Source organism: Acidisoma sp. PAMC 29798 (genome assembly GCF_030252425.1).
GTDB classification, from domain to species: domain Bacteria; phylum Pseudomonadota; class Alphaproteobacteria; order Acetobacterales; family Acetobacteraceae; genus Acidisoma; species Acidisoma cladoniae.
The window spans coordinates 979238-999356 of the sequence record NZ_CP126994.1 but is presented as its reverse complement, the minus strand read 5'-3'; the positions used below and the strand labels follow the sequence as shown (position 1 = coordinate 999356).

Annotated in this window: 17 protein-coding genes; 14 read left to right on the top strand and 3 right to left on the bottom strand. The window is 62.4% G+C overall.

What is annotated here, in order from left to right; translation table 11 throughout:
* The 9 genes from QP803_RS04810 to QP803_RS04770 all read left to right on the top strand — a co-directional run bounded on the left by QP803_RS04810 (nucleotide 1) and on the right by QP803_RS04770 (nucleotide 9728).
* Nucleotides 1-264: an FmdB family zinc ribbon protein gene (locus QP803_RS04810; protein ID WP_284946584.1), complete on the top strand. Its 264-nt coding sequence runs from the start codon at nucleotides 1-3 to the stop codon at nucleotides 262-264.
* Nucleotides 265-275: 11 nt separating this feature from the next.
* The gene (locus tag QP803_RS04805) at nucleotides 276-1250 is read left to right on the top strand and encodes an ABC transporter permease (protein WP_284946583.1); all 975 of its coding nucleotides are present in this window, start codon (nucleotides 276-278) and stop codon (nucleotides 1248-1250) included.
* 39 nt (nucleotides 1251-1289) lie between these two features.
* Nucleotides 1290-2405, top strand: coding sequence for a substrate-binding domain-containing protein (locus QP803_RS04800; RefSeq protein WP_284946581.1), 1116 nt, complete (start codon nucleotides 1290-1292; stop codon nucleotides 2403-2405).
* Nucleotides 2406-2413: 8 nt separating this feature from the next.
* The gene (locus tag QP803_RS04795) at nucleotides 2414-4906 is read left to right on the top strand and encodes an ATP-binding cassette domain-containing protein (protein ID WP_284946580.1); all 2493 of its coding nucleotides are present in this window, start codon (nucleotides 2414-2416) and stop codon (nucleotides 4904-4906) included.
* A 20-nt stretch (nucleotides 4907-4926) separates the two neighbouring features.
* Entirely contained in the window at nucleotides 4927-5583 is a 657-nt protein-coding gene (locus QP803_RS04790) for an aspartate/glutamate racemase family protein (protein WP_284946578.1), read from the top strand.
* A gap of 159 nt (nucleotides 5584-5742) precedes the next feature.
* Complete coding sequence (locus QP803_RS04785) at nucleotides 5743-6837, top strand: ABC transporter ATP-binding protein (protein ID WP_284946577.1); 1095 nt, start codon at nucleotides 5743-5745, stop codon at nucleotides 6835-6837.
* On the top strand, nucleotides 6834-7742 hold the full coding sequence (locus QP803_RS04780; protein WP_284946575.1) for an ABC transporter permease subunit: 909 nt from the start codon (nucleotides 6834-6836) through the stop codon (nucleotides 7740-7742). Before QP803_RS04785 ends, QP803_RS04780 begins: the two co-directional genes overlap by 4 nt.
* On the top strand, nucleotides 7739-8566 hold the full coding sequence (locus QP803_RS04775) for an ABC transporter permease subunit (protein WP_284946574.1): 828 nt from the start codon (nucleotides 7739-7741) through the stop codon (nucleotides 8564-8566). Before QP803_RS04780 ends, QP803_RS04775 begins: the two co-directional genes overlap by 4 nt.
* 34 nt (nucleotides 8567-8600) lie before the next feature.
* Nucleotides 8601-9728, top strand: coding sequence for an extracellular solute-binding protein (locus QP803_RS04770; protein ID WP_284946572.1), 1128 nt, complete (start codon nucleotides 8601-8603; stop codon nucleotides 9726-9728).
* Between the two features lie 43 nt (nucleotides 9729-9771).
* Here QP803_RS04770 and QP803_RS04765 read toward each other — a convergent pair whose 3' ends face one another.
* Nucleotides 9772-10515: a GntR family transcriptional regulator gene (locus QP803_RS04765; RefSeq protein WP_284946570.1), complete on the bottom strand. Its 744-nt coding sequence runs from the start codon at nucleotides 10513-10515 to the stop codon at nucleotides 9772-9774.
* 76 nt (nucleotides 10516-10591) lie between these two features.
* The gene (locus tag QP803_RS04760) at nucleotides 10592-11209 is read right to left on the bottom strand and encodes a TetR/AcrR family transcriptional regulator (protein ID WP_284946568.1); all 618 of its coding nucleotides are present in this window, start codon (nucleotides 11207-11209) and stop codon (nucleotides 10592-10594) included.
* 109 nt (nucleotides 11210-11318) lie between these two features.
* Between QP803_RS04760 and QP803_RS04755 the strand changes: the two genes are divergently transcribed.
* The 4 genes from QP803_RS04755 to QP803_RS04740 all read left to right on the top strand — a co-directional run bounded on the left by QP803_RS04755 (nucleotide 11319) and on the right by QP803_RS04740 (nucleotide 16430).
* Nucleotides 11319-12272 carry an alpha/beta hydrolase gene (locus QP803_RS04755; protein WP_284946566.1) on the top strand — a complete coding sequence of 318 codons (954 nt, stop codon included), beginning with the start codon at nucleotides 11319-11321 and terminating at the stop codon, nucleotides 12270-12272.
* Between the two features lie 68 nt (nucleotides 12273-12340).
* A complete protein-coding gene (locus QP803_RS04750; RefSeq protein ID WP_284946564.1) occupies nucleotides 12341-13351 on the top strand; it encodes an SIS domain-containing protein in 1011 nt (336 codons plus the stop codon).
* 7 nt (nucleotides 13352-13358) lie between these two features.
* A complete protein-coding gene (locus QP803_RS04745) occupies nucleotides 13359-14156 on the top strand; it encodes a PfkB family carbohydrate kinase (protein ID WP_284946557.1) in 798 nt (265 codons plus the stop codon).
* Between the two features lie 87 nt (nucleotides 14157-14243).
* Entirely contained in the window at nucleotides 14244-16430 is a 2187-nt protein-coding gene (locus QP803_RS04740; RefSeq protein ID WP_284946556.1) for a glycosyltransferase, read from the top strand.
* Between the two features lie 14 nt (nucleotides 16431-16444).
* Here the strand turns inward: QP803_RS04740 and QP803_RS04735 are convergent, their stop codons facing one another.
* Nucleotides 16445-19018 carry a glycosyltransferase family 4 protein gene (locus QP803_RS04735; protein WP_284946555.1) on the bottom strand — a complete coding sequence of 858 codons (2574 nt, stop codon included), beginning with the start codon at nucleotides 19016-19018 and terminating at the stop codon, nucleotides 16445-16447.
* A gap of 207 nt (nucleotides 19019-19225) precedes the next feature.
* Between QP803_RS04735 and QP803_RS04730 the strand changes: the two genes are divergently transcribed.
* Nucleotides 19226-19600, top strand: coding sequence for a hypothetical protein (locus QP803_RS04730; protein ID WP_284946554.1), 375 nt, complete (start codon nucleotides 19226-19228; stop codon nucleotides 19598-19600).
* Nucleotides 19601-20119: the final 519 nt, after the last annotated feature.

Sequence of the window (20119 nt, the reverse complement as noted above, 5' to 3'; positions counted from 1 at the left end):
ATGCCGCTGTATGACTATGACTGCGCGCGCTGCGGCACCTTCACGGAGTTCGCGGGGATGGCGGCCTTCGCCGCACCCCGCGACTGCCCGACCTGCGGCACGGCCACGCCGCGCAACCTGATCGCCAGCCCCTCCCTCCGGGGTGCTGCCGTCACGGTGATGCCCGGCCGCAAACCGGGCACGCCTTCACGCCATGCGGGGTCCTGCGGCTGCTGTGGCCCGGCGCCGCGCGGTTTGCGCGCCGCCGCCGTCAGCCCACGATAAGCGCGCACCGCATGGGACGCTTCGCGGTCTGGAGAGGCATGCCGGCCGAGTTCCTGGCCATCTGGCCGGCGACCGTATTGCTGTTCGTTATCAGCCCCTTGGTGGCACCCGGCAGCATCTCCGGCAGCTCCCTGCTAACGGTCCTGGCCTTCGCCTCGGTCCTGGCGATCGCCTCGATCGGGCAGACGCTCGTCATCCAGCAGGGCGGGCTCGATCTGGCCGTGCCTGGCATGATGTCGCTCGCCGCCGTCCTGGTCACCAAATATCCCAACGGGGATAATTCCCAACTCGTCCTCTGGATCGTCATCGCCTTGGCCGTCGGCGCGGCTGCCGGCGCCATCAGCGGCATCGCCGTGACGCGCTTTCGCATCACGCCCCTGGTCTCGACATTGGCCGTCAATGCCTTGCTGTACGGCGCGGTCTTGTTCACGAGCAAGGCGAGTTCGGTGCGCGCCGTGCCCTCCGCGCTCGGCAATTTCACCATCGGTCGGATCTTCGGCATTCCTGATTTGGCGATCCTCGCCTTAGTGGCGGTAATTTTGGTGGAGATCGGGTTGCGCAAGAGCCTGATCGGGCGCCGCTTCATCGCCATCGGCACCAATCGCCGTGCCGCCCATGCCGCCGGCATGCGCGTGTCGCAATACCAGATCGCGACCTATACGGCGGCTGGCGTGATTTACGCCGCCGCCGGCATTCTGCTCGCCGGCTATCTCGGCATCCCGAGCCTGTTCGTCGGCGGCACCTATCTTCTTCCGACCATTGCGGCGGTTGTGTTGGGTGGCACGTCCCTGTTCGGCGGCAGCGGCAGCGTGTCCGCAACCGCCGTCGGCGCGCTGTTTCTCACGCAACTGCAACAGGTGACTCTCGGCATGGGCGCTGCAACCTCGGTGCAGGATGTGATCGAGGCGGTCATCATCGCCCTCGGCATGGCGCTGCGGCTTGTGCCCTGGCGCCAGGTGTTTCGCACCGTCCGCGTAGGCGGCTGAGACCAATCAAAAACAACAATAATTGGGGGAATACCGACAATGACCGGAGCTACAGTCTTCCGTGCCGCGGGCGCGGGTATCGCGCTCTTTGCGGCCGCAACCGCCTTCGGGGTGCAGGCCAAAGCCGCCGATACCGTGGCGCAGATCGTGGCGGCCGGCGGCAAGACCGCCGATGCCAGCTTCTGCGGCACGAAGCCGATCACCCTCGGGATTCATGATGGTGTCGGCACGAACGGATGGTCGCGCTCCTCCATGGGCGCCGTGCGCTCGGAAGCCGCCAAATGCCCCAATGTGAAGCAAGTGGTGCAAATCGGTCAGGGCGATCTGCAAAAGAGCATTTCCGACGTCAATGGCATGGTCGCGCAAGGGATCGACGCGCTCGTGTTGGTGCCCGATTTCGGCAAGGCGGAGCTGCCCGCCATCCGTAACGCGACCCGCGCGGGCATCAAGGTTGTGCCTTGGGGAGCCGATCCCGGCGGCAAGCCCGGACGCGATTACATCGCCTATGTCGATTGGGATGTGCGCGCAACGGGCGTGGTCATGGCCGAGTGGATGGTCAAGGCGCTGCACGGCACGGGCAATGTCGTGTTCCTTGGCGGCCCCGCCGGCAATCCCGTCAGCGTCGCGACGCTGCAAGGCATTCAGGACGTGATCAGCAAGCAGCCGAAGATGACGCTGCTGACAGGCTACAGCGATTGGGCCGTGACCGACTGGGATACGGCGCTCACCCAGAAGACCATGACGGCCTTGTTGTCGAAATACCCGAAGATCGACGGCATCATCGATGACAGCGGCGGATTTTCCGCCCTCGGGGCCTTGCGCGCCTATCAGGGTGCGAACCGCCCGCTGGTGCCGCTCGCCGTTCTCGAAAACAATCAGCTCGCCTGCGACTTTATCAAACTGAAGCCAGCCAACCCCGGCTTTGAGCTGGGCACGATCTCGGCCCGCAATTGGATCGGGCGGATTGCGGCGCGCAAGGCAATTGCCGCCGCCGAGGGCATTCCCAATACCGAGCCTGACATCTACCGGGTGCCATTGTTCGAAGACACGTTGGGCGGCACTGCGCCGAATTGCGATCCCAAGCAGCAGCCGGATGCCGATTTGTCGGTCCAGCTGACGCCGGATGAGCTGGCAACCTTCGGCAAAATGGAGTAGGCGCCCCAATGAGCGCGCCGATCGTTCTTCGCCTTGTCGATGTCGTCAAGCGGTTCCCGGGCGTCATCGCCCTCAAGAGCGTTTCGCTCGACGTGGTGCAAGGTGAGGTCCACGCGCTCCTCGGTGAAAACGGCGCCGGCAAATCGACGCTCATGGGCATCGCGGCCGGCGCCCTGGCGGCGGATGAGGGCAGTGTCGAAATCGGCGGCGTGCCGCTCGACACACCCTCCCCGGGCCGCGCGCAGGCGCTAGGATTGAGCGTCGTCTACCAGCATACCTCGGTGATCGATGAGCTAAGCGTGGAGGAAAACCTGCTCTACTGCGTGCCCAAGGCGCTGCGGCCACGCGACCTAAGTACCGATCGCTGGTTGACCGATCAGCTCGCGATGGTCGGCGCCACATTTGACCGCCGCACGCGGGTCGCGGAACTGACGGTCGCGGAACGTCAGTTGGTCGAGATCGCCAAGGCGCTCGCTTTGCAGCCGAAGGTTCTGGTGCTCGACGAGCCGACCGAGGTTTTGACGGCGGCTGAAACCGAGCGGTTGTTTGGCCAAATCGCGCGCATCAAAGCCGGCGGCACGGCCGTGATCTATATTTCCCACCGGCTGCCCGAAGTGAAGCGGATCGCCGACCGCATTACCATCCTGCGGGACGGACAGGCACGCGGAACCTTCAATATTGACGGTATCTCCGAGCAGGAGATCCTGCGCCTGATCATCGGTCGCTCGGTAGAGCGCGCCTTCCCTGAAAAGCGCTGTCAGGACCTCTCTGCAATCCCGCTGGTCAGCGGCCGGGGTCTCGCGAATGGCATGCTGCAGGCGATCGATCTGGACGTGCGCGGCGGGGAGATCGTGGGTCTCGCGGGTGTGGAGGGCAATGGCCAGCGGGATTGTCTGCGCGCCCTCGCGGGCCTCGTCCCCGTGGCGGGCACGTTGACAGTCGGCGGTCGTCCCGTGCGGTTGTCGGACCCCATCGCGGCCCAGGCGGCGGGCATCGTCCATCTTCCCGGCGACCGCCATGCCGAAGGCGTCTTCCTGTCGATGTCGGTGCGGGAAAACCTCTCCGCCCTCGTGCTGGAAGGCTTGTCGCGCTTCGGCCTCATCTCCCGCTCGGCGGAAATGGCCATGGCCGAAATGCAAATCCGGTCGTTGGCGATCAAGACGCCATCGACGGAGACGCGGATTTCGTCACTGTCCGGTGGCAACCAGCAAAAGGTTCTGTTCGGGCGCTCGCTGCTGCGCAAGCCGGCCGTTTTGCTGGCCGATGAGCCGACGCGCGGCGTCGATGCCGGCGCGCGGCTGGAACTGTATCGCATTCTGCGCCAATCGGCGGATGACGGCGCCGCTGTCGTTGTTCTGTCATCGGACGCGGTCGAGCTTCAGGGGTTGTGCGACCGGGTGCTCGTGTTCTCGCGCGGCAACGTCGTCCGCTCCCTGACCGGGGACGAGATCTCCGAGGCCAATATCACCGGTGCCGCCATCAACGCGGCGACCACACGCCAGACCTTGGTCGGCCATGGCGCCGAGCGCCGTGCGGGGATGCAAAGGTTTCTGTCGGGCGACTACGCGCCGATGGCGATTCTCATCGCACTCATCGTTCTTCTGGGCGCCTACACCGCCTATCGCAACGGCCATTTCCTGAGTAGCCGCAACATCAGCCAAACGTTGTTCCTGGCGAGCGCCCTCGCCTTCGTCAGCATCGGCCAGTTGATCGTGCTCCTCACGGCGGGCGTGGACCTGTCGGTCGGTCCATTGACCGGGCTCATCGTGGTCATCATTTCGTTCTTCGCGGGGGACGATCAAGGCACGCTCACCCTGCTGCTCGGGCTGGCGCTTGCAATCGGTGCGGCGGTGCTGGTCGGCCTCTATAATGGCGTGCTGGTGCGCAAGATCGGCCTGACGCCCGTTATTGCCACCCTGACCACCTATATCGCGCTGCAAGGGATTTCGCTGCTGCTGCGGCCGACACCGGCCGGCTATCTTCGTGACGGCATCACGGATGCGCTCACAAGCCAGATCGGGCCGTTTCCGGTCGTCTTCATCCTCGCGGTCCTGATCATGATCGGCGGAGAAATCTTTCTGCGGCGCGCGCGCTTTGGCATGGAACTGCGCGCGGTCGGGTCGAACGCCACCGCCGCCCATCGCCTCGGTGCCAAGGTAACGCGCACAGTGATTGCGGCCTATGTGCTCTGCGCCGTCTTCTCCGCCATCGGCGGCTTGTTATTGGCAGCGCAAGTGGGCATTGGCGATCCCTCGGTCGGGCAGAACTATACATTGCAAAGCCTGTCGGCCGTGGTCCTCGGCGGTGCCAGCATCTTCGGCGGGCGCGGATCCTTCATTGGCGCCCTGGCGGGCGTCGTGCTGATCCAGGAAATCACCGGCGCGATCGGCTTCCTGTCGCTCGGCCCGGCCTGGCAATACTGGCTGCCCGGCCTGCTGATCCTGTTTGCCGCCGGGCTCTACTCCCGGACCCGGAGTGCGGCGGGCGCCGCGCATGACTGAGTGATAGAGGACCTGCGCTGATGCGGATCGCGCTGATTCACGCCTTGCGAAATTCCGTCGGGCCGGCGATGGAGTCCTTTGCCCGGTTATGGCCGGACGCCACGATTGCCAATCTGCTCGATGACAGCCTCTCAGCGGATTTGGCGCGCGCGGGGGCGCTGACCCCCGCCATGACGGATCGGTTTTTGACGCTCGCGCGCTATGCAGTCGGCTGCGGCGCGGACGGCATCCTGTTCACCTGCTCGGCCTTCGGTCCCTGTATCGAGGCCTGCGCCGAAGCGCTGGCACCGCTTCCGGTTCTCCGGCCGAATGAGGCGATGGTGGCCGAGGCTCTGGCCATCGCCGGGCCGCACGGCCGGATCGGCTTGGTGGCGAGCTTTCCGGCGACGCTCGCCTCGATGCCCGAGGAGTTCACTAGGCTCGCCCCCGGCGTGACCATTGTGCCCGCGCTGGCACATGACGCGCTGTCGCTTCTGGACGCCGGCGATGGCGATGGCCACGACCGATCAGCGGCGCAGGCGGCCGCAGCGCTTGCGGGGTGCAACGTCATCGCCTTGGCTCAGTTCAGCCTGGCGCGCGCGCGCCAGGCTGTCGAGACGGCGACGGGGCGGCCTGTCTTGACCACACCGGACAGCGCGGTGCGAAAGTTGATGCGAATGCTCCAGCCGCCGACCTGACCGAGCAGGCTGCTTGACTCACCCCTAAACCGCTTTAGTCTGACGTCTGACCTCGTGCAGGCTGGAGTGATGTGTGGAGCGGACCAAGACAGCGCATAAGCTGGACGGCGAAAATGGCCCTGTCGGGCCCGGACCGTTGCCTATGCAAAGCCCTAGCCATTGAGCGGACGTGACGAACCCTATGTCGAGATTCAAAGACTCAATAAGAGCTTTGGACCGATACAGGCGCTTCGCGATATCGACTTCACGATCCGCCGGGGGGAACTGTTTTCCCTCCTCGGCAGTTCCGGCTGCGGCAAGACGACGCTTCTGCGCGCCCTCGCCGGCTTCGTATCTTGTGATTCCGGCAAGGTTGTCATCGGCGGTCGCGATGTCACGGCGCTGCCGCCCTATTTGCGGCCGGTGAACATGATGTTCCAGTCTTATGCGCTATTTCCGCATATGACGGTGGAAGACAACATCGCTTTCGGACTGCGGCGGGAAGGCGTGAAGACGGCTGAGATCCGCACGCGGGTCGGCGAAGCGCTCGACCTCATCAAGATGCCAACCTTCGCACGGCGGATGCCCCATCATCTGTCCGGCGGCCAAAGGCAACGCGTCGCCTTGGCGCGCGCCATCATCAAGCGACCGGAGGTTCTGCTCCTCGACGAGCCTCTCTCCGCGCTGGATAAGAAGCTGCGGGAAAGTACGCGGCTGGAACTGATCGGCATTCAGCAGCAACTTGGCATCACCTTCGTCATGGTCACGCATGACCAGGAAGAGGCGCTAACGATGTCGACGCGCATCGCCGTGATGGCCGATGGCGGCGTCGTTCAGATCGGCACGCCGGAAGATATCTACGAACGGCCGGCAACGCGCTTCGTGGCGGACTTCATCGGCTCGGTCAATTTATTCGATGCCACCGTCACTCATGTCGAAGCCGGCATGGCGACAGTCACCTGTGACGCGCTGCTGGGCGAGATCCACACCGTCAGTCGTGGCTTTGTCGCCGGCGATGCCGTGACCTTGGCGATCCGGCCCGAGCAGATGCGCATCGCGCCCGCCAATCCACCGGTGGTCGATGCCCGCGCAACCGGCCGCGTGCTCACGCACGCCTATGTCGGGGACAAACGCATCTATCAGGTGTGCCTGGAGAACGGCCGCGTGGTCCAAGTCTCTCAGCCCATCGGAAGCCATGGCGTCGCACTTCTGCCGCGCGACACGGATGTCAGTCTCGGCTGGGACAGCGCCGCCAGCCTTCTCGTCGGTCGATGAGCCGGGCCAACCCCACGCGGCGTTGGACGGACAACCGGCACCTGCTCACCGGCGGCGTGATCCTGTGGTACCTGGTGTTCTTTCTCGTGCCATTCCTGCTGGTCGTGAAAATTTCGCTGTCGCAGATGGCGGATACGATTCCCCCTTATGCGCCGATCTTCTCCTGGGATGGCGCACAGCTCGCGGCCAGCATCACCTTCGGCAATTTCGTGCGCCTGTTCGGCGATCCCATCTTCGTCCTCGCCTATCTCGGCTCGCTCAAGGTCGCCGCGGTCACGACCGTGCTCTGCGCCCTCGTGGGCTATCCCCTCGCCTATGCCGTGGCCGCCGCCAAACCCTCCGCGCGGCCGAGCCTGCTGCTGCTGATCACCATTCCTTTCTGGACGTCCTTTCTGGTGCGCATCTACGCCTGGATCGGCATCCTCAAGGATAATGGCATCCTCAACGACACGCTGCTGTGGCTTGGGGTGATCGATCATCCCCTGCGCATCCTAAACACCTCGCTCTCCATCTATATCGGCATGCTCTACTGCTACCTGCCCTTCTTCCTGCTGCCGCTTTATGCGGTGCTGGAGCGGATGGACGGCACCTTGATGGAAGCCGCCAGCGATCTCGGCTCGCGGCCGTTCAAAACCTTCTGGACCGTGACCTTGCCGCTCTCGATGCCGGGCGTTTTCGCAGGCGCTTTGCTGGTCTTCGTGCCGGCCACGGGCGAGTATCTGATCCCCAAGCTGCTCGGTGGCTCGGTCAATCTGATGATCGCACCCGTGCTGTGGGATTCCTTCTTCATTGCGCGGGATTGGCCGATCGCGAGCGCCGCGACCGTGACCCTCGTGGTGCTGCTGCTTCTGCCGCTCGCCTTTGTCGAGCGTGTGCGCGCCCGCGCCTCGGATGTCGCGGCATGAGCATCATCGCGAGCCCCGCCCTTCGCGTTCGGCTCCGCATCGTGCTCATCGCCGGGCTCATCTTTCTCTATGCGCCGATTGTCCTAGTCGTGCTGTTTTCCTTCAACGGCTCGACCTCAACAACGGTCTGGAGCGGCTTTTCGCTCCATTGGTACAGCGAGTTGTTCAATAATTCCGATGTGCTGCATGCGGCACGATTGTCGGTGGAGATCGCGGCCCTGAGCGCCACCGGTGCCATGATCATCGGCACGCTCGTCGGATTGATCCTGTCGCGCTTCGGCCGCTTCAAGGGCCGCACGCTGCTCGCGATCATGGCGACCGCACCTTTGGTGATGCCCGAAATCGTGCTGGCGGTGTCCCTGCTGCTTCTGTTCGTCGGCATGGAAAACCTCACCGGCTGGCCGCGCCATCGCGGCGTGACCACCATCGTGCTCGCCCATATCACCTATACGGCGGCCTTCGTGACGATCGTGGTGCAGGGCCGCTTGGCGGGCCTCGATCGATCTTTCGAGGAAGCCGCCGCCGATCTCGGCGCGCGGCCGATCGTCGCCTTCTTTCTCGTCACCGTTCCTCTCATTGCGCCGGGGATCGCCGCAGGCTGGCTGCTCGGCTTTTCCATCAGCCTCGACGATGTCGTCATCACGCAGTTCACCTCGGGCCCCGGCTCGACGACACTGCCTTTGCTCATCTTTTCCTTGGTCCGGCGCGGCGTGAAGCCAGACATCAATGCCATAGCAACGCTCTTCGTCCTGGCTGCGGGTATTCTGACCCTGGGCATCGGGTTGTTGCAAAGACGGCGTTCCCTTCAACAGGGCGCCGATTAGACGAAAGCGATCAAACCTTTCACAGGAGATGGTTATGAAGACGTCTTTTCTTTCCAAATCGATCCTCACCCTCGCTTTCGCATTGGGGTCCACCTTCCTCGTTCATGGCGCGCGCGCTCAGGACATGGACAAGGAAAAGGTCCTCAATATCTACAATTGGGCCGATTACTTCGCGCCCGATACCATCAAGAATTTCACGAAGAAATACGGCATCACGGTGCATTACGACACCTTCGGCAGCGACAATGAGATGGAAGCCAAGCTGATGGCCGGCGACAGCGGCTATGACGTGGTGGTGCCCTCCACCATGTTCTACCCGCGCGGCATTCATGCCGGCATCTATGCCAAGCTCGACAAAGCGGCGCTTCCCAACTGGAAGAACCTGGACCCCAAGGTTCTCGCCCAGATCGCCAAGAGCGGCACCGATCCGCAGAACGCCTACACGATGCCCTATATCATCGGCTATACCGGATTCATCTATAATGCCGATATGATCAAGAAGGTGATGCCGGATGCGCCGGTCAACAGCCTGCGCCTGCTGTTCGACCCCAAGATCGCCGAGCAGATCAAGAAATGCGGCATCAACTATGTCGATTCGCCTGAGGACGTGATTCAGCTCGCCCTCATCTACGACGGCAAGAGCCCAAATACGCAGAACCTGCAAGACATCGCCGACGCCTATGCCACCATCAAGAAGGTGCATGACACCGTCCGCACCATCGATTCCAACAACTACCTGAATGCTCTCGCCGCAGGGGATATCTGCGTCTCGGTCGGCTGGGTCGGCAATGATGTCCAGGCTCAGGCGCAGGCCGCAGCCGCCCACAAGACCTTCAAGCTGCAATTCGTCATTCCCACTGAAGGCGCCCCGGAATACATCGACAATCTGGCGGTGATGAGCGACGCACCGCATCCGAAGAATGCGCTGCTATTCCTGAACTATATCATGTCCCCGGATGTGAGCGCCGATATCATCAACTCGCTGGGCTATCCGATGGCCAATACGGCGGCGATGCCCACCGTGCAGCCGGTGATTGCGAATAACCCGACAATCTATCCGACCGCCGATACCATCAAGCGGATCATTCTGCAGACCCCGCGCACCTCTGCCGCCAACAAGGCCGTGTCTGACGGCTGGGTCAATTACAAAGCCGGCCAGTAACCTTTGGTTCTACCGACGCGCCCCAAAAGGCGCGTCGGGCCTTTTAGCGACGCGAAAAATTGAACGAAAACAGATCGCCGCGATGATAGTCGCGCGCATAGACAACCGGCACCCCTTCATCCGTCAGGCAGGTCTCGGTGATCAACAGCCAACAATGATTTTCATGAGAGTTGATGAGCCCCCCGACGCCCATGGGAAGGTCCGTCGCCGTGACTGACGCGGAGGACATGCGCGGCTGCTGCTGTTGCCGGCCAAGCAAATCATTGAGCGATCCCGCCAGATCATCGGCACCCAGTCCCGCCGGCAGGCAATCGCGCGGCACCACTTCGATGGAATAGACCAGGGGATCGCTGCCCTGAACGCGCAAGCGCTCCACAAAGATCAGGCTGGTATCAGGCGTGCAGCCGAGGGCCGTCGCTGCAATTTCATCCTCATCGGCACGGCCTTCCCGCCACGACAGCACCTTCGTCTCGGGCGTGTAGCCAAGCTCGCGCAACATCACGGTGATGCTCTCATAGGCCGTGATCGGCCGCGCAATCGTCAGGGCCGAGGCCGCGGACAGAAAACGGCCGCGCCCATGTTCGGTGCGGACAAGCCCTTCCTGTTCCAGAAGACGCAACGCTTCCCGCAGCATCGGCCGCGAAATGTCGAAGGTCTGGCTCAGCTCAGTCTCGGACGGCAGCTTGTCGCCGACTTTCATGTTTTGACGCAGGATCATATCGACGACAGCGTCGCGCGCCTGCTGTCCTACCGACTTCGTCTGTCGCAACGAACGCTGCTTGAGCATTGAACCTCTTATCAGACGTAAGATCTGGCGTGAATTTAGGCACTCTGCGGGTTTGTGGAAAGTCCTATAGGTGTTTTCACCCTGGCGATGACTTTCGCAAAGCCATCGGCGCGCTGCGAAGAACCTGGTCGATCAAGTCGTCTCCGTATGTCTCAGTCAGCGGGCCGGTTCGTAGCAGCAACCTATAGTAGGGCGGCCCAAAGATCGTATCGACCAGTAGCTCCGCGTTCGTGTCTGACGCGAACTCGCCGCTCGCTTTTCCACGCTCGATGTCGGCGATGATCGCAGTGCGCCGCGGGCTGATGTGGCGGTCATACAACTCCCGCAGCAAAGCCGGGTCACTCTGCCCTTCGGCAATCAACTCGGCCATCACCCTGCCGAATAGCCCGTTGAAGGCGTGGATGAGGTGCTTCATGCGGGTGCGAAGGGCCGCCTCCACCGTCGCAGCCTCCTCGGCGTCCCCTTCGTGGGCCAGCCGCTCGTGGAACATGCTGAACACAAGAGCCGCCTTGGACGACCACCACTTATAGAGCGTCGGTTTGCCGACACCGGCCCGCCTGGCCACGGCCTCCATCGTCAGGTCACGGACGGAGGTTTCCTGCAACAGGTCATGCACCGCATCGAGGATCGCACGATGGGATTCCGCCATGTCGCCACGCGGGCGGCCAAGGCGGGCGGATAAAGGACGGGTCATACGGCCATATTAACTGAACGCACCGTAAAGGGAATTGACAATCGCATTCTTTAATTTACTTTACGTCACGTAAATTTAATGCGGCCGCGATGCCGCGCAGGAGTAGTACATGCTGACCCATCCCACGCTGACGGCCGCCGAGTCATGGTGCGCCATACGGCCCCTCACACCCGAAGACGCGCGCGCAATGGCCGCCATGCGGGCCATGGTGGAACCGCATAAGGGCAAGATGCAGGGGCCGGGCGCACGCGGCCCGTTCGACGCGATCATGCTGCGCGTCGTTGCACCCGAAGGAGTGTCCTACCGCCAGGACACCGTTGGCGGCGTTCCGGGTTGGTGGTGCGAGCCGGACGGTGCTCGCCCTGATGCCACCATCCTCCACCTGCACGGCGGCTGGTTCAATTGGGGATCGGCGGAGGCGTTCCGCGCCCTGGTCGGGCATATCGCCCGCAGCGCCGGCGCGGCTGCCTTCGTGCCGGACTACCGTCTGGCACCCGAGCATCCGTTTCCCGCCGCCGTCGCGGATGTCCAAGCCTGCTACGACGCGCTCACCGCCGACAGCGCCCGACGCATCGCGCTGACCGGTGACTCGGCAGGCGGCAATCTGGCGCTGGCCTTGCTATCGCGCACTACCGCATCAGGCATTCCGCCTGTGGGCACGGTTGTGATGTCCCCGGTGACGGATCTGGCCATGACAGGACAAAGCTGGGACTCGCGGGCCGCGGCCGATCCTTATTTCACCCGACCCCAAGCTGCCGCCCTGATCGCATCCTACCTCGGTTCTGCCGACCCGGCTCATCCTCAGGCCTCGCCGCTGAACGGCGAACTTGCCGGTCTGCCGCCTGTTCGCGTGCATGTCGGCGATGACGAAGTGCTGCTGGACGATTCCCGCCGCTATGTCGCACGCGCCGTGGCAGCCGGCGTCGATGCCAGACTCGATGTATGGCAGGGCATGCCACACGGTTTCCTGGGCGGCATCGGCCGGTTTGCCGCAGCATCCCAGGCGCTTTCAGACATCGGGACCTTCCTGTCGACTCTGTTGCGACCGGACGCTCTGCGTTGACACTCGGACCTCATCTATGGCACTCGTCAAACGTCTGACAAGTACATCTATGAGGACAAGAGATCCCAATGTTGAATTTTGACGCCGAGCGCTTCGTGCGAATCCAATCGGGCGCCGTCGCCCTGGCCGAGCGCATCGACACGATCATCGGTGACTGTCTGACAGCCGGTGCCCGGAATATCTTCTTCCTCGGCACCGGCGGCGCTGCCATCCTGATGCAGCCGGCGGTGCTCCTGCTCAATCGGCATTCGCGCTTTGCGGCGTTCATGGATGTGTCGGCTGAGCTGATCATTGCGGGTCACAAGCATCTTGGCGCACAGTCCATCGTCGTGATCCCCTCACTGTCCGGCACGACCAAGGAAAGCATTGCTGCGATGGAGTATTGCCGGCAGCAGGGCGCCACGATCATCAGCCTGATCGGCCATGCCGGCACGCCTTTGGCCGCCGCCGATCATGCACTGATCAATTTCGCCGAAGACGATACCTCCAGCGAATCCTTCTATCTTCAGTCCTTGCTCATCGCCCTTTCGATCATGCGGCATGGCGACGAATGCCCCGATTACGCGCGTTTCGTCACGGAACTTCAGCTGTTGCCGCAGGCGATGGTGGATGTGAAAGCGGGTTTCGAGGTGCGTGCCGAGCACGAGGCCGAGATGATGCGGACCGAACCCTATCATATTGTGGTCGCCGCCGGGTCCGCCTGGCCGCAAGCCTTCTACTACGGCATGTGCATCCTTGAAGAGATGCAGTGGATTCGCACACGCCCCGTTCATGCGTCGGACTTTTTCCACGGCACGCTTGAACTCGTGGAACCTGGCGTCAGCGTCATTCTGTTTAAGGGCGAGGATGAGGCCCGCCCCTTGGCGGATCGGGTCGAAGCCTTCACAAAAGGCTATACCGACAAGTTCACCGTCCTCGATACTGCGGATTTCCCGATGCCAGGAATTTCGCAAGACACCCGCGCCCTGATCTCCCCGGTTCTGCTCGCGACGCTACTGGAGCGGTTGAGCGCACATCTGGAAGTCAAACGCGACCATCCGCTCACCACACGCCGCTACTACAAGCGCGTGGCGTACTGAGGCTTCGGTGGAACCGGAGATCGCTGCAGTCGGCGATAATTGCATCGACCGTTACGGGCCGCCGATCGGCCTGTCCACGGTCGGTGGCAATGCGCTGAACGTCGCGGTTCAGCTTCGTCGGGCCGGACTTCGGTCGGCCTATTTCGGCGCTGTCGGCCGCGATCATGACGGGCAAAGGACAATCGACCGGCTTGTCGAGAACGAGGTCGATATCGCCGGCCTTCAACTGCGTGATGGCGTCACGGCTTTTACGGAATTGACGAGCGACGCCACCGGGGACCGGATCATGGGCCTGGAGGAGTTCGGCGCCTGTCGTGGGTATCGACCCACCGACCGCGACTTTGCGCGGCTGGCGCAGATGCGCCACGTCCATCTTGGCTGGCTTGATGACGAGGGCGCCACCAAGCACCTTCTGATGTCGATGGGCATTCCAGTGTCGCAGGATCTCGCCGTCAACCGCGGTGCAGATGGGCTCGACATCGCCTTCGCCTCCGCCGGCGCATCCCGCGCGGCGGCGCAGCGGCTGCTCACCGAAGCGCTGGCGCAGGGCGCAGGGCTGGTCGTCGTCACAATGGGCGCGCTCGGCAGTCTGGCGTCGGATGGCACGGCGCATGCCGAAATCGGCGCCAAGCCCACGACGGTGGTGGATACGCTCGGCGCGGGCGATACCTTCATCGCCAGCTTCCTGGCCGCGCGGCTCGCGGGGCGCGATCTGGCCCAGGCTCTGGCCGCAGGCCGCGACGCCGCCGCCGAGACCTGCAGCCATTTTGGCGGCTTTCCGCAGCCGCCGCAGCGCTTCGGCTAGCCGCCGCGCCATGCGGCGCGGCTAAAGTGGCCAAATCCCATCTTCCGCGTCTATCATCGTGGCGTTTGACCATCGGCGGGGATGATCATGGCTGAGCGCACGCCTCTAGACGATCTCACTGACCGGCTGGCAAGGCTTGAGGCGCGGCAGACAGACGTCGAGTTGCGCGCCGACCTGGACGCGATCGGGGCCGCCATCGCGGGGCAAACGGCCTGGTTGGAAGGCCATGCGGCGGCATTGACGACGCAAAGCGCTTGGCTCCAGGGGATCGAGCAGGGCCTTGCCGATCTGGGAAGCGCCCATACCGCGGCGCTCACCACTAATACGGCTTGGCTCAAGGGCATCGAGCACGGCCTTGCCGATCTTGGAACCGCCCATGGGGCGCAGTTGCGAGACATGGGGCGTTGGCTGGCCTCGACGACTCAAACGGTATCCTCCCTGAGTAGCACGCCTGTGATTTCCTCACCGACGCTGCAAGCGCTCGGGCCGCGCGCACAGTTGGTCGATCATCAGGTGACCCTTGCCCGTATGTTGCAGGTATGGACCGTCGTTCGTTGGCTCGCCCAAGCCCCTGTCGAGTCCGACACCTTGATCTCCGTCGTGATCCCAACCCGCAACCGCCTCGCCTATCTGACGCGGGCGATCGACTCTGTTCTGGCGCAGCGTCACACGCGCTTTGAGATTGTGGTCGTCAATGACGGCAGCACAGATGAGACCGCATCCTTTCTGGCGGGCCTCGCCGATTCGCGCATTCGCGCTTTGCGCACGACGGGTGTCGGCACAAGCGCCGCGCGCAATATCGGCCTGGAGGCCGCACGTGGCACCATCATCACGCATCTCGACGATGACAACTTGATGGATCCGCTCTGGCTTCGGGGTGTCGCCTGGGGCTTTGACCGCTGGCCGGACACGGAGCTTCTGTATGGCGCGCGCATTATCGAAGATGGTGCCGCGCGAGACGGCGTTCCTTCCGGCGCCATGCCGGCGCTTGAGTGGCTGCCCTTCGACCGCAAGCGGTTGGAGCAATCCAATTACATCGACATGAACGTGCTTGCCCATCGTGCCGGATTGCCCGAAGCGCGTTTCGATCCGGCGCTGCGGTCGAGCATCGAATGGGACATGCTTCTGCGACTCACGGCGACCCGGGCACCGCTCGAACTTCCTGTTATCGCCTGTCTCTATTCAAACTACGCCCCCAATCGTCTCAGCGATCGTCTGACCTATCTCCAGGAAAATCGGATCGTGCGATCGCGCATCCATACCACGAGACCGATGCGTGTTCTGTCCTATAACGCCTTGTTCCCCCTCATGTCGGAAACCTATATCGAGGAGGAGATGCTGGCTTTGGAAGCACAGGGTGCCAGTGTCGCTTTCGCGGCCTATGATCAATCGGTATCGCCCTATCCGGTGCGCCAGACGATTTACTCCGGCCTGGACGAAGCGATCGCTGGCCATGACCCCGATGTCATCATCGTCTATTGGACATCCCACGCCCTCGGCGAATTGGATCACCTGAAGCGTGTCGGCCGTCCTTTTGCATTGCGCGTGCATTCCTTCGACTTTGACATTGCGGATGTCATGCGCGTTCGGGATCATCCCGCCTGTGTCGGTGTCTGGGCGTTTCCGCATCATGCCGCCGAAGTTCCAGGCGCCCATACCCTCGTGCCCATCTTCACGACGCACGCCGCAATGCCGCCGCCGGCACAGGACCGGACACTGGTCGCCTCCATTTCGGCGGGACTGCCCAAGAAGGACTGGCCGCTTTTGTTTGGGGTGATGGACCAGGTCTCCGACCTCGAACGCATGATCGTCCTGGCGCGGTCGAACGGCTTCGAGCATGTTCCCGATGATGTGGTGGAACAGGCCGCCGGTCGTCCACATCCGCCGACCGTGACGATCAATATGCCGCGCGCCGAGGTCTTCGAGGTACTGTCGCGCACTGCCGTGCTTCTTTACACGGTCGTGCCCGACTTGCCCTTGGGCATGCCGATGTCGGTCATCGAGGGGATGCGCGCCGGCGCCTGCGTGATCGCGCCGGATCGCCCCGAGATGCGCGCCTTATGCGGCGATGGCTTCCGCCCATACACCACCGCCTCAGACATCGTGGCCCATATTCGCGAGATCATGGCAGGCGGTGATGCCATCGACAGCGAAAGGCACGCCAATCGGGATCGCGCCCTCGCCTGCTTCTGTGACCCCGCGCTCGGCCGCCGCTTTCACGACGAGCTTTCGGCCGCCGTCAGGGTCTGGCGTGGCAACCGCGACGCCGATTAGACCCCGACGCCCATTCACCAGCCTGTGGCAGCGACTGTCGTCACGACCTGTGTCAGGCCAAGCGATTGGCAGGCCCATGGCAGCAGACGATCAAACGCTTCATCCGAGGGTGTCCGCGCATCTTGGCCGGCCCGATCACGCGGAAACGCTCTGCGGAGCGAATCCAACACGCTGCGCCGCGCCCAGAACATGCCTCCCTCCGGAAAATCGTAGTCAGAAGCGCGATCGCTTTGGCATCCGGTGATCGCGGCACCGAGGGTTTTGAGCTGAACACGCGTGGCGTCGTCCCATTCCGGAAGATAGGGTTCAGCCGGAAACACCAGGCCCAATAAGGAGACACGCGCAAACTCATTGACGATGACATCGGCCATCGGGTAGCGCCCACCCAGCAGCGTCTCCCACTGAAAGTCACGCCAGCTCGGCAGCGGAGCATCCGCCCAGGCACTCATATGCCCCAGGATTTCATAGCGGCTATCGCCGGGTTGACGGTCAAGATAGGTCAGCAAGGACGACATGCTGCCGAGGCGACCATCCACCACGGTGGCGACGCAACCCAACGCACGAAGCACTTGGCTGATCGGCACGAAAGAGCTGCGGTCGGTACTGATGACAAGATCAAACGGGCCTCTGTTTTTACGCAGACGCCCTATCATCGGCACCAGGCCAGCGGCGTCATTGGTTGCAACGTGGAGAAGGGCCGGCGCCGTGGCACATCCCGATGTGAAGCTCCCGCGCAGCACAGGTAACTGCCACGAGCCCTTGGGTTTGCCCGCACGAATGAACCCGGCAAATGCCGCCTCGGACGCGGACGGATGACAATCCTGCCACGCGCGCGCATTAAACCCAGGGGCAGGACGGCGCTGCCAAGCAGAATCCCGATCCAGTTTATTGGATGCGGCTACATAGCGCCGCACGCTCTCGTCACGATCTTCGATCACGACCTCACTGCCGAGAAAGAAGTCCTGGTCAAAACCCTCGTCTCGTGAAATCGTCTCAACATCCTCTCGCCATTGCTGGGCGATATTCGCCCAGCCGGTGCCCAGCGCATCCAGTCCCTGCACATAGGCCTTCATGTCGAATACGCTGCGGGCAAGAACCGCCGTCGCCCGCGACAATGTCTGCAGCCTGCCATGGTCGGTCGCGAGGGAGACAAGAACGTCACTCGCCGCCTGCACATCCAGATGCGGAACGACGCCGGTTGCCGTAATCGGATTCTGCCGCAAAAGATCGGCCGTACCGGATGCCCCTTCGAAACAGATGATCGGAATGCCGCGCCACGCGGCGTCGATTGAAACATTCGGCAAGGGGTCCAGTCTGGACGTCAGCAGAAAGGCATCGGCCAGGGCGTAGATGCGTTCCAGATTGGGCACCTCATCAAGGAAGGTGATGCTGTCATCCAGCCCCGATCTTACCACTTGTTCACGCAAGTAGACAGAATAGCTCATGTCCCGGTCAGGCCGATAGCCATGGCCGATCCATACGAAGTGAAGACCCCGCGCAGGATCAGACCGCCGCACCGCAGCCGCGATGGCAATGAAAAGGTCCACGCCCTTACGCAAGGAAACGCTACCCGCACCAAGCACGAGAAATGTGCCATCCGCCTTGATGCTGCGGAGCTCCGAAAAGCTGGCCTCGGCCGGCTCATCGGAGCGGTCTTCCGCCGGGAGTTCCGACATGCCCTGCGGCAATATCGCCAACCGTCTATTCAAGAGAGGCGGATGCACGCCCTCAGAAGACTGGGCGACAATCCGCGCGGGAAAGACGATTTCGTCCGCCCAATTGAAGGCGCGTCGCAATTCCGAAAGTGGATTCACGTAAGAGCCGAACTCGTGCATCAGGAACAGCGTCGGGATAAGTCGTTGAGCAAAGATCTCGACGAACACACGCGATTCCGAGCTGTTTACAATCGCATATTGAAAGACGCGGCCATCGAAGAGCGGTGCGAGGGCATAGGTCAAATCGACCCGGTGGCGATCATTCCTTTCGAACGGGCCATGCGTTTCGACGCTCACCGCCTGTAGATCAGCAGTAATCGCACCACCGCCCAGAAGAACCGTAAAGACATTGTAGTGCTGCGCGAGCATACACGCGATGTTCCAGCCCAGAATAGGAGCGCCGCTGCGAGAGGTTTCGTGGAGGACGATCACGACGTTCCGCCGAAGGCTGTCAAATCGCATCCAATTTGAATGAATGCGCCCCGGCGGCAAGGGATTCCGCCCTTCGTCACGTCCGTTGCTAATATAATGGGCCAGAAACCCCATGCCTGCTTGGAGAATATCAACGTAACGGTTTGCGTAATATCCGGGATCGAAGGCCTCAGACGGTTTCAAACCAACCGCCTCCCCGATCACGCAATAATGTCGGATCGCATCCTGGCCCTCTACTTTCAGACCCGCCTGCGCACAATAGGAAAGTTCGTTAAAGAGGGGCGTCTTACGAAGCGTATCGATACTGCCGCGATGAACATCATCCCCTTCGGGCAAAGGCCATTTGGATGGAACATTCTTCACCCAGGCGAGCACAGCGTCGCTCTCAAAATCGACGCCCTCGTAGAATGCGTTCGCGCTCCATTGCCCGCCCGCCGCCATGCGCTGCCAATGCGCGGACCAGGCCCAGGACAGAGACTGAAGCACAGGCTGGATGTCCGTTTTGATATCATCGTTCACGAGTAGATTGCGGTCGATGTCACGCTGCGTGACCCGGAACAATTGCAATCCGACCAGGGCCTCCCGCGACCGCCAGGAGCGTCGCGTCAAACCCAGCAAGACCCGCGACCGGGTCAACCAATCCATAAAATGTTGGATGTCTTCCAAAGGCAAGCCCAGACGCGTCGCGTGGGCGGTAATGATGTTGATCCTGCGATGTTTGGAACGACCGAGCAGACCGAGCAGAACGCCGATGCGGGAGGCCCAGCGCGCCAGCGCATAGATAGCGTCTTCTTGGCGCGCTTGCCGTTGCACTTCTTGAACCAACGCGCTGTATCGCATCGTGACCGAACCAGCGATATGAGCATTCCGAAGGCTCGATCGCGCCACGAGATGTTCGAACTCTTGTTCGATGGCCCTGACATGGATATCGGCCCGTATCGCAGCGGATGTTTTGGCTTCCAGTTGTGCCGCCATGACATCCAGCTGCCGCATGACTTTGAAATGCGTCTCCCGCAGGCTTGATAGCTGGGATACGCTGACGCCGAGGCGCTGGTTCAAATCCCCCAGGTCAACCCGCAGATCCGCCGCCGCGAGCCGAGCGTCCTGCCCGATCGCTTCTGCCGCCTCAAGCTGGCCTTCCAGAGTGGCCTTGGTATGATCATGGGTCTTGAGCATCGCCACGAAACGCTCTTCAATGGCTTGAGCACGCATCATAGCGGCGTGGTGTTGGTCGTCCGCACTCATATCAGGCCACGAGGCGCCATCCAGGCTATATCCGTGGCAGACCTTGAACCGATTTCCATCGCCGCATCGTCCTCCAAGCGAGACTGTCAGAAACGAAGGTATCCTCCGATCATCGTATGAAACAACCTTGTTCTCAGTTTCGTGAGTGTTTTGTCATCCACACGGGCATGGACTGCTCCTGGCGGGCTTCATGAATGGCGATCGCCAGGCCGCTAGCCTCATGCGGCCTGGCGATCGCTAGATCGTGATCTGTGACACCTCTGGACTGCCCTGGCCTCTGGGGACGCTCGTATCGCC

What these genes read in the sequence shown, in the direction of transcription:
- QP803_RS04735 (WP_284946555.1), bottom strand. Translation starts at nt 19,018, where the DNA reads ATGGCGGCGGGCGGGCAATGGAGCGCGAACGCATTCTACGAGGGCGTC.
- QP803_RS04730 (WP_284946554.1), top strand. Translation starts at nt 19,226, where the DNA reads ATGTTGGATGTCTTCCAAAGGCAAGCCCAGACGCGTCGCGTGGGCGGT.
- QP803_RS04740 (WP_284946556.1), top strand. Translation starts at nt 14,244, where the DNA reads ATGGCTGAGCGCACGCCTCTAGACGATCTCACTGACCGGCTGGCAAGG.
- QP803_RS04795 (WP_284946580.1), top strand. Translation starts at nt 2,414, where the DNA reads ATGAGCGCGCCGATCGTTCTTCGCCTTGTCGATGTCGTCAAGCGGTTC.
- QP803_RS04750 (WP_284946564.1), top strand. Translation starts at nt 12,341, where the DNA reads ATGTTGAATTTTGACGCCGAGCGCTTCGTGCGAATCCAATCGGGCGCC.
- QP803_RS04800 (WP_284946581.1), top strand. Translation starts at nt 1,290, where the DNA reads ATGACCGGAGCTACAGTCTTCCGTGCCGCGGGCGCGGGTATCGCGCTC.
- QP803_RS04770 (WP_284946572.1), top strand. Translation starts at nt 8,601, where the DNA reads ATGAAGACGTCTTTTCTTTCCAAATCGATCCTCACCCTCGCTTTCGCA.
- QP803_RS04775 (WP_284946574.1), top strand. Translation starts at nt 7,739, where the DNA reads ATGAGCATCATCGCGAGCCCCGCCCTTCGCGTTCGGCTCCGCATCGTG.
- QP803_RS04755 (WP_284946566.1), top strand. Translation starts at nt 11,319, where the DNA reads ATGCTGACCCATCCCACGCTGACGGCCGCCGAGTCATGGTGCGCCATA.
- QP803_RS04765 (WP_284946570.1), bottom strand. Translation starts at nt 10,515, where the DNA reads ATGCTCAAGCAGCGTTCGTTGCGACAGACGAAGTCGGTAGGACAGCAG.
- QP803_RS04780 (WP_284946575.1), top strand. Translation starts at nt 6,834, where the DNA reads ATGAGCCGGGCCAACCCCACGCGGCGTTGGACGGACAACCGGCACCTG.
- QP803_RS04805 (WP_284946583.1), top strand. Translation starts at nt 276, where the DNA reads ATGGGACGCTTCGCGGTCTGGAGAGGCATGCCGGCCGAGTTCCTGGCC.
- QP803_RS04790 (WP_284946578.1), top strand. Translation starts at nt 4,927, where the DNA reads ATGCGGATCGCGCTGATTCACGCCTTGCGAAATTCCGTCGGGCCGGCG.
- QP803_RS04810 (WP_284946584.1), top strand. Translation starts at nt 1, where the DNA reads ATGCCGCTGTATGACTATGACTGCGCGCGCTGCGGCACCTTCACGGAG.
- QP803_RS04760 (WP_284946568.1), bottom strand. Translation starts at nt 11,209, where the DNA reads ATGACCCGTCCTTTATCCGCCCGCCTTGGCCGCCCGCGTGGCGACATG.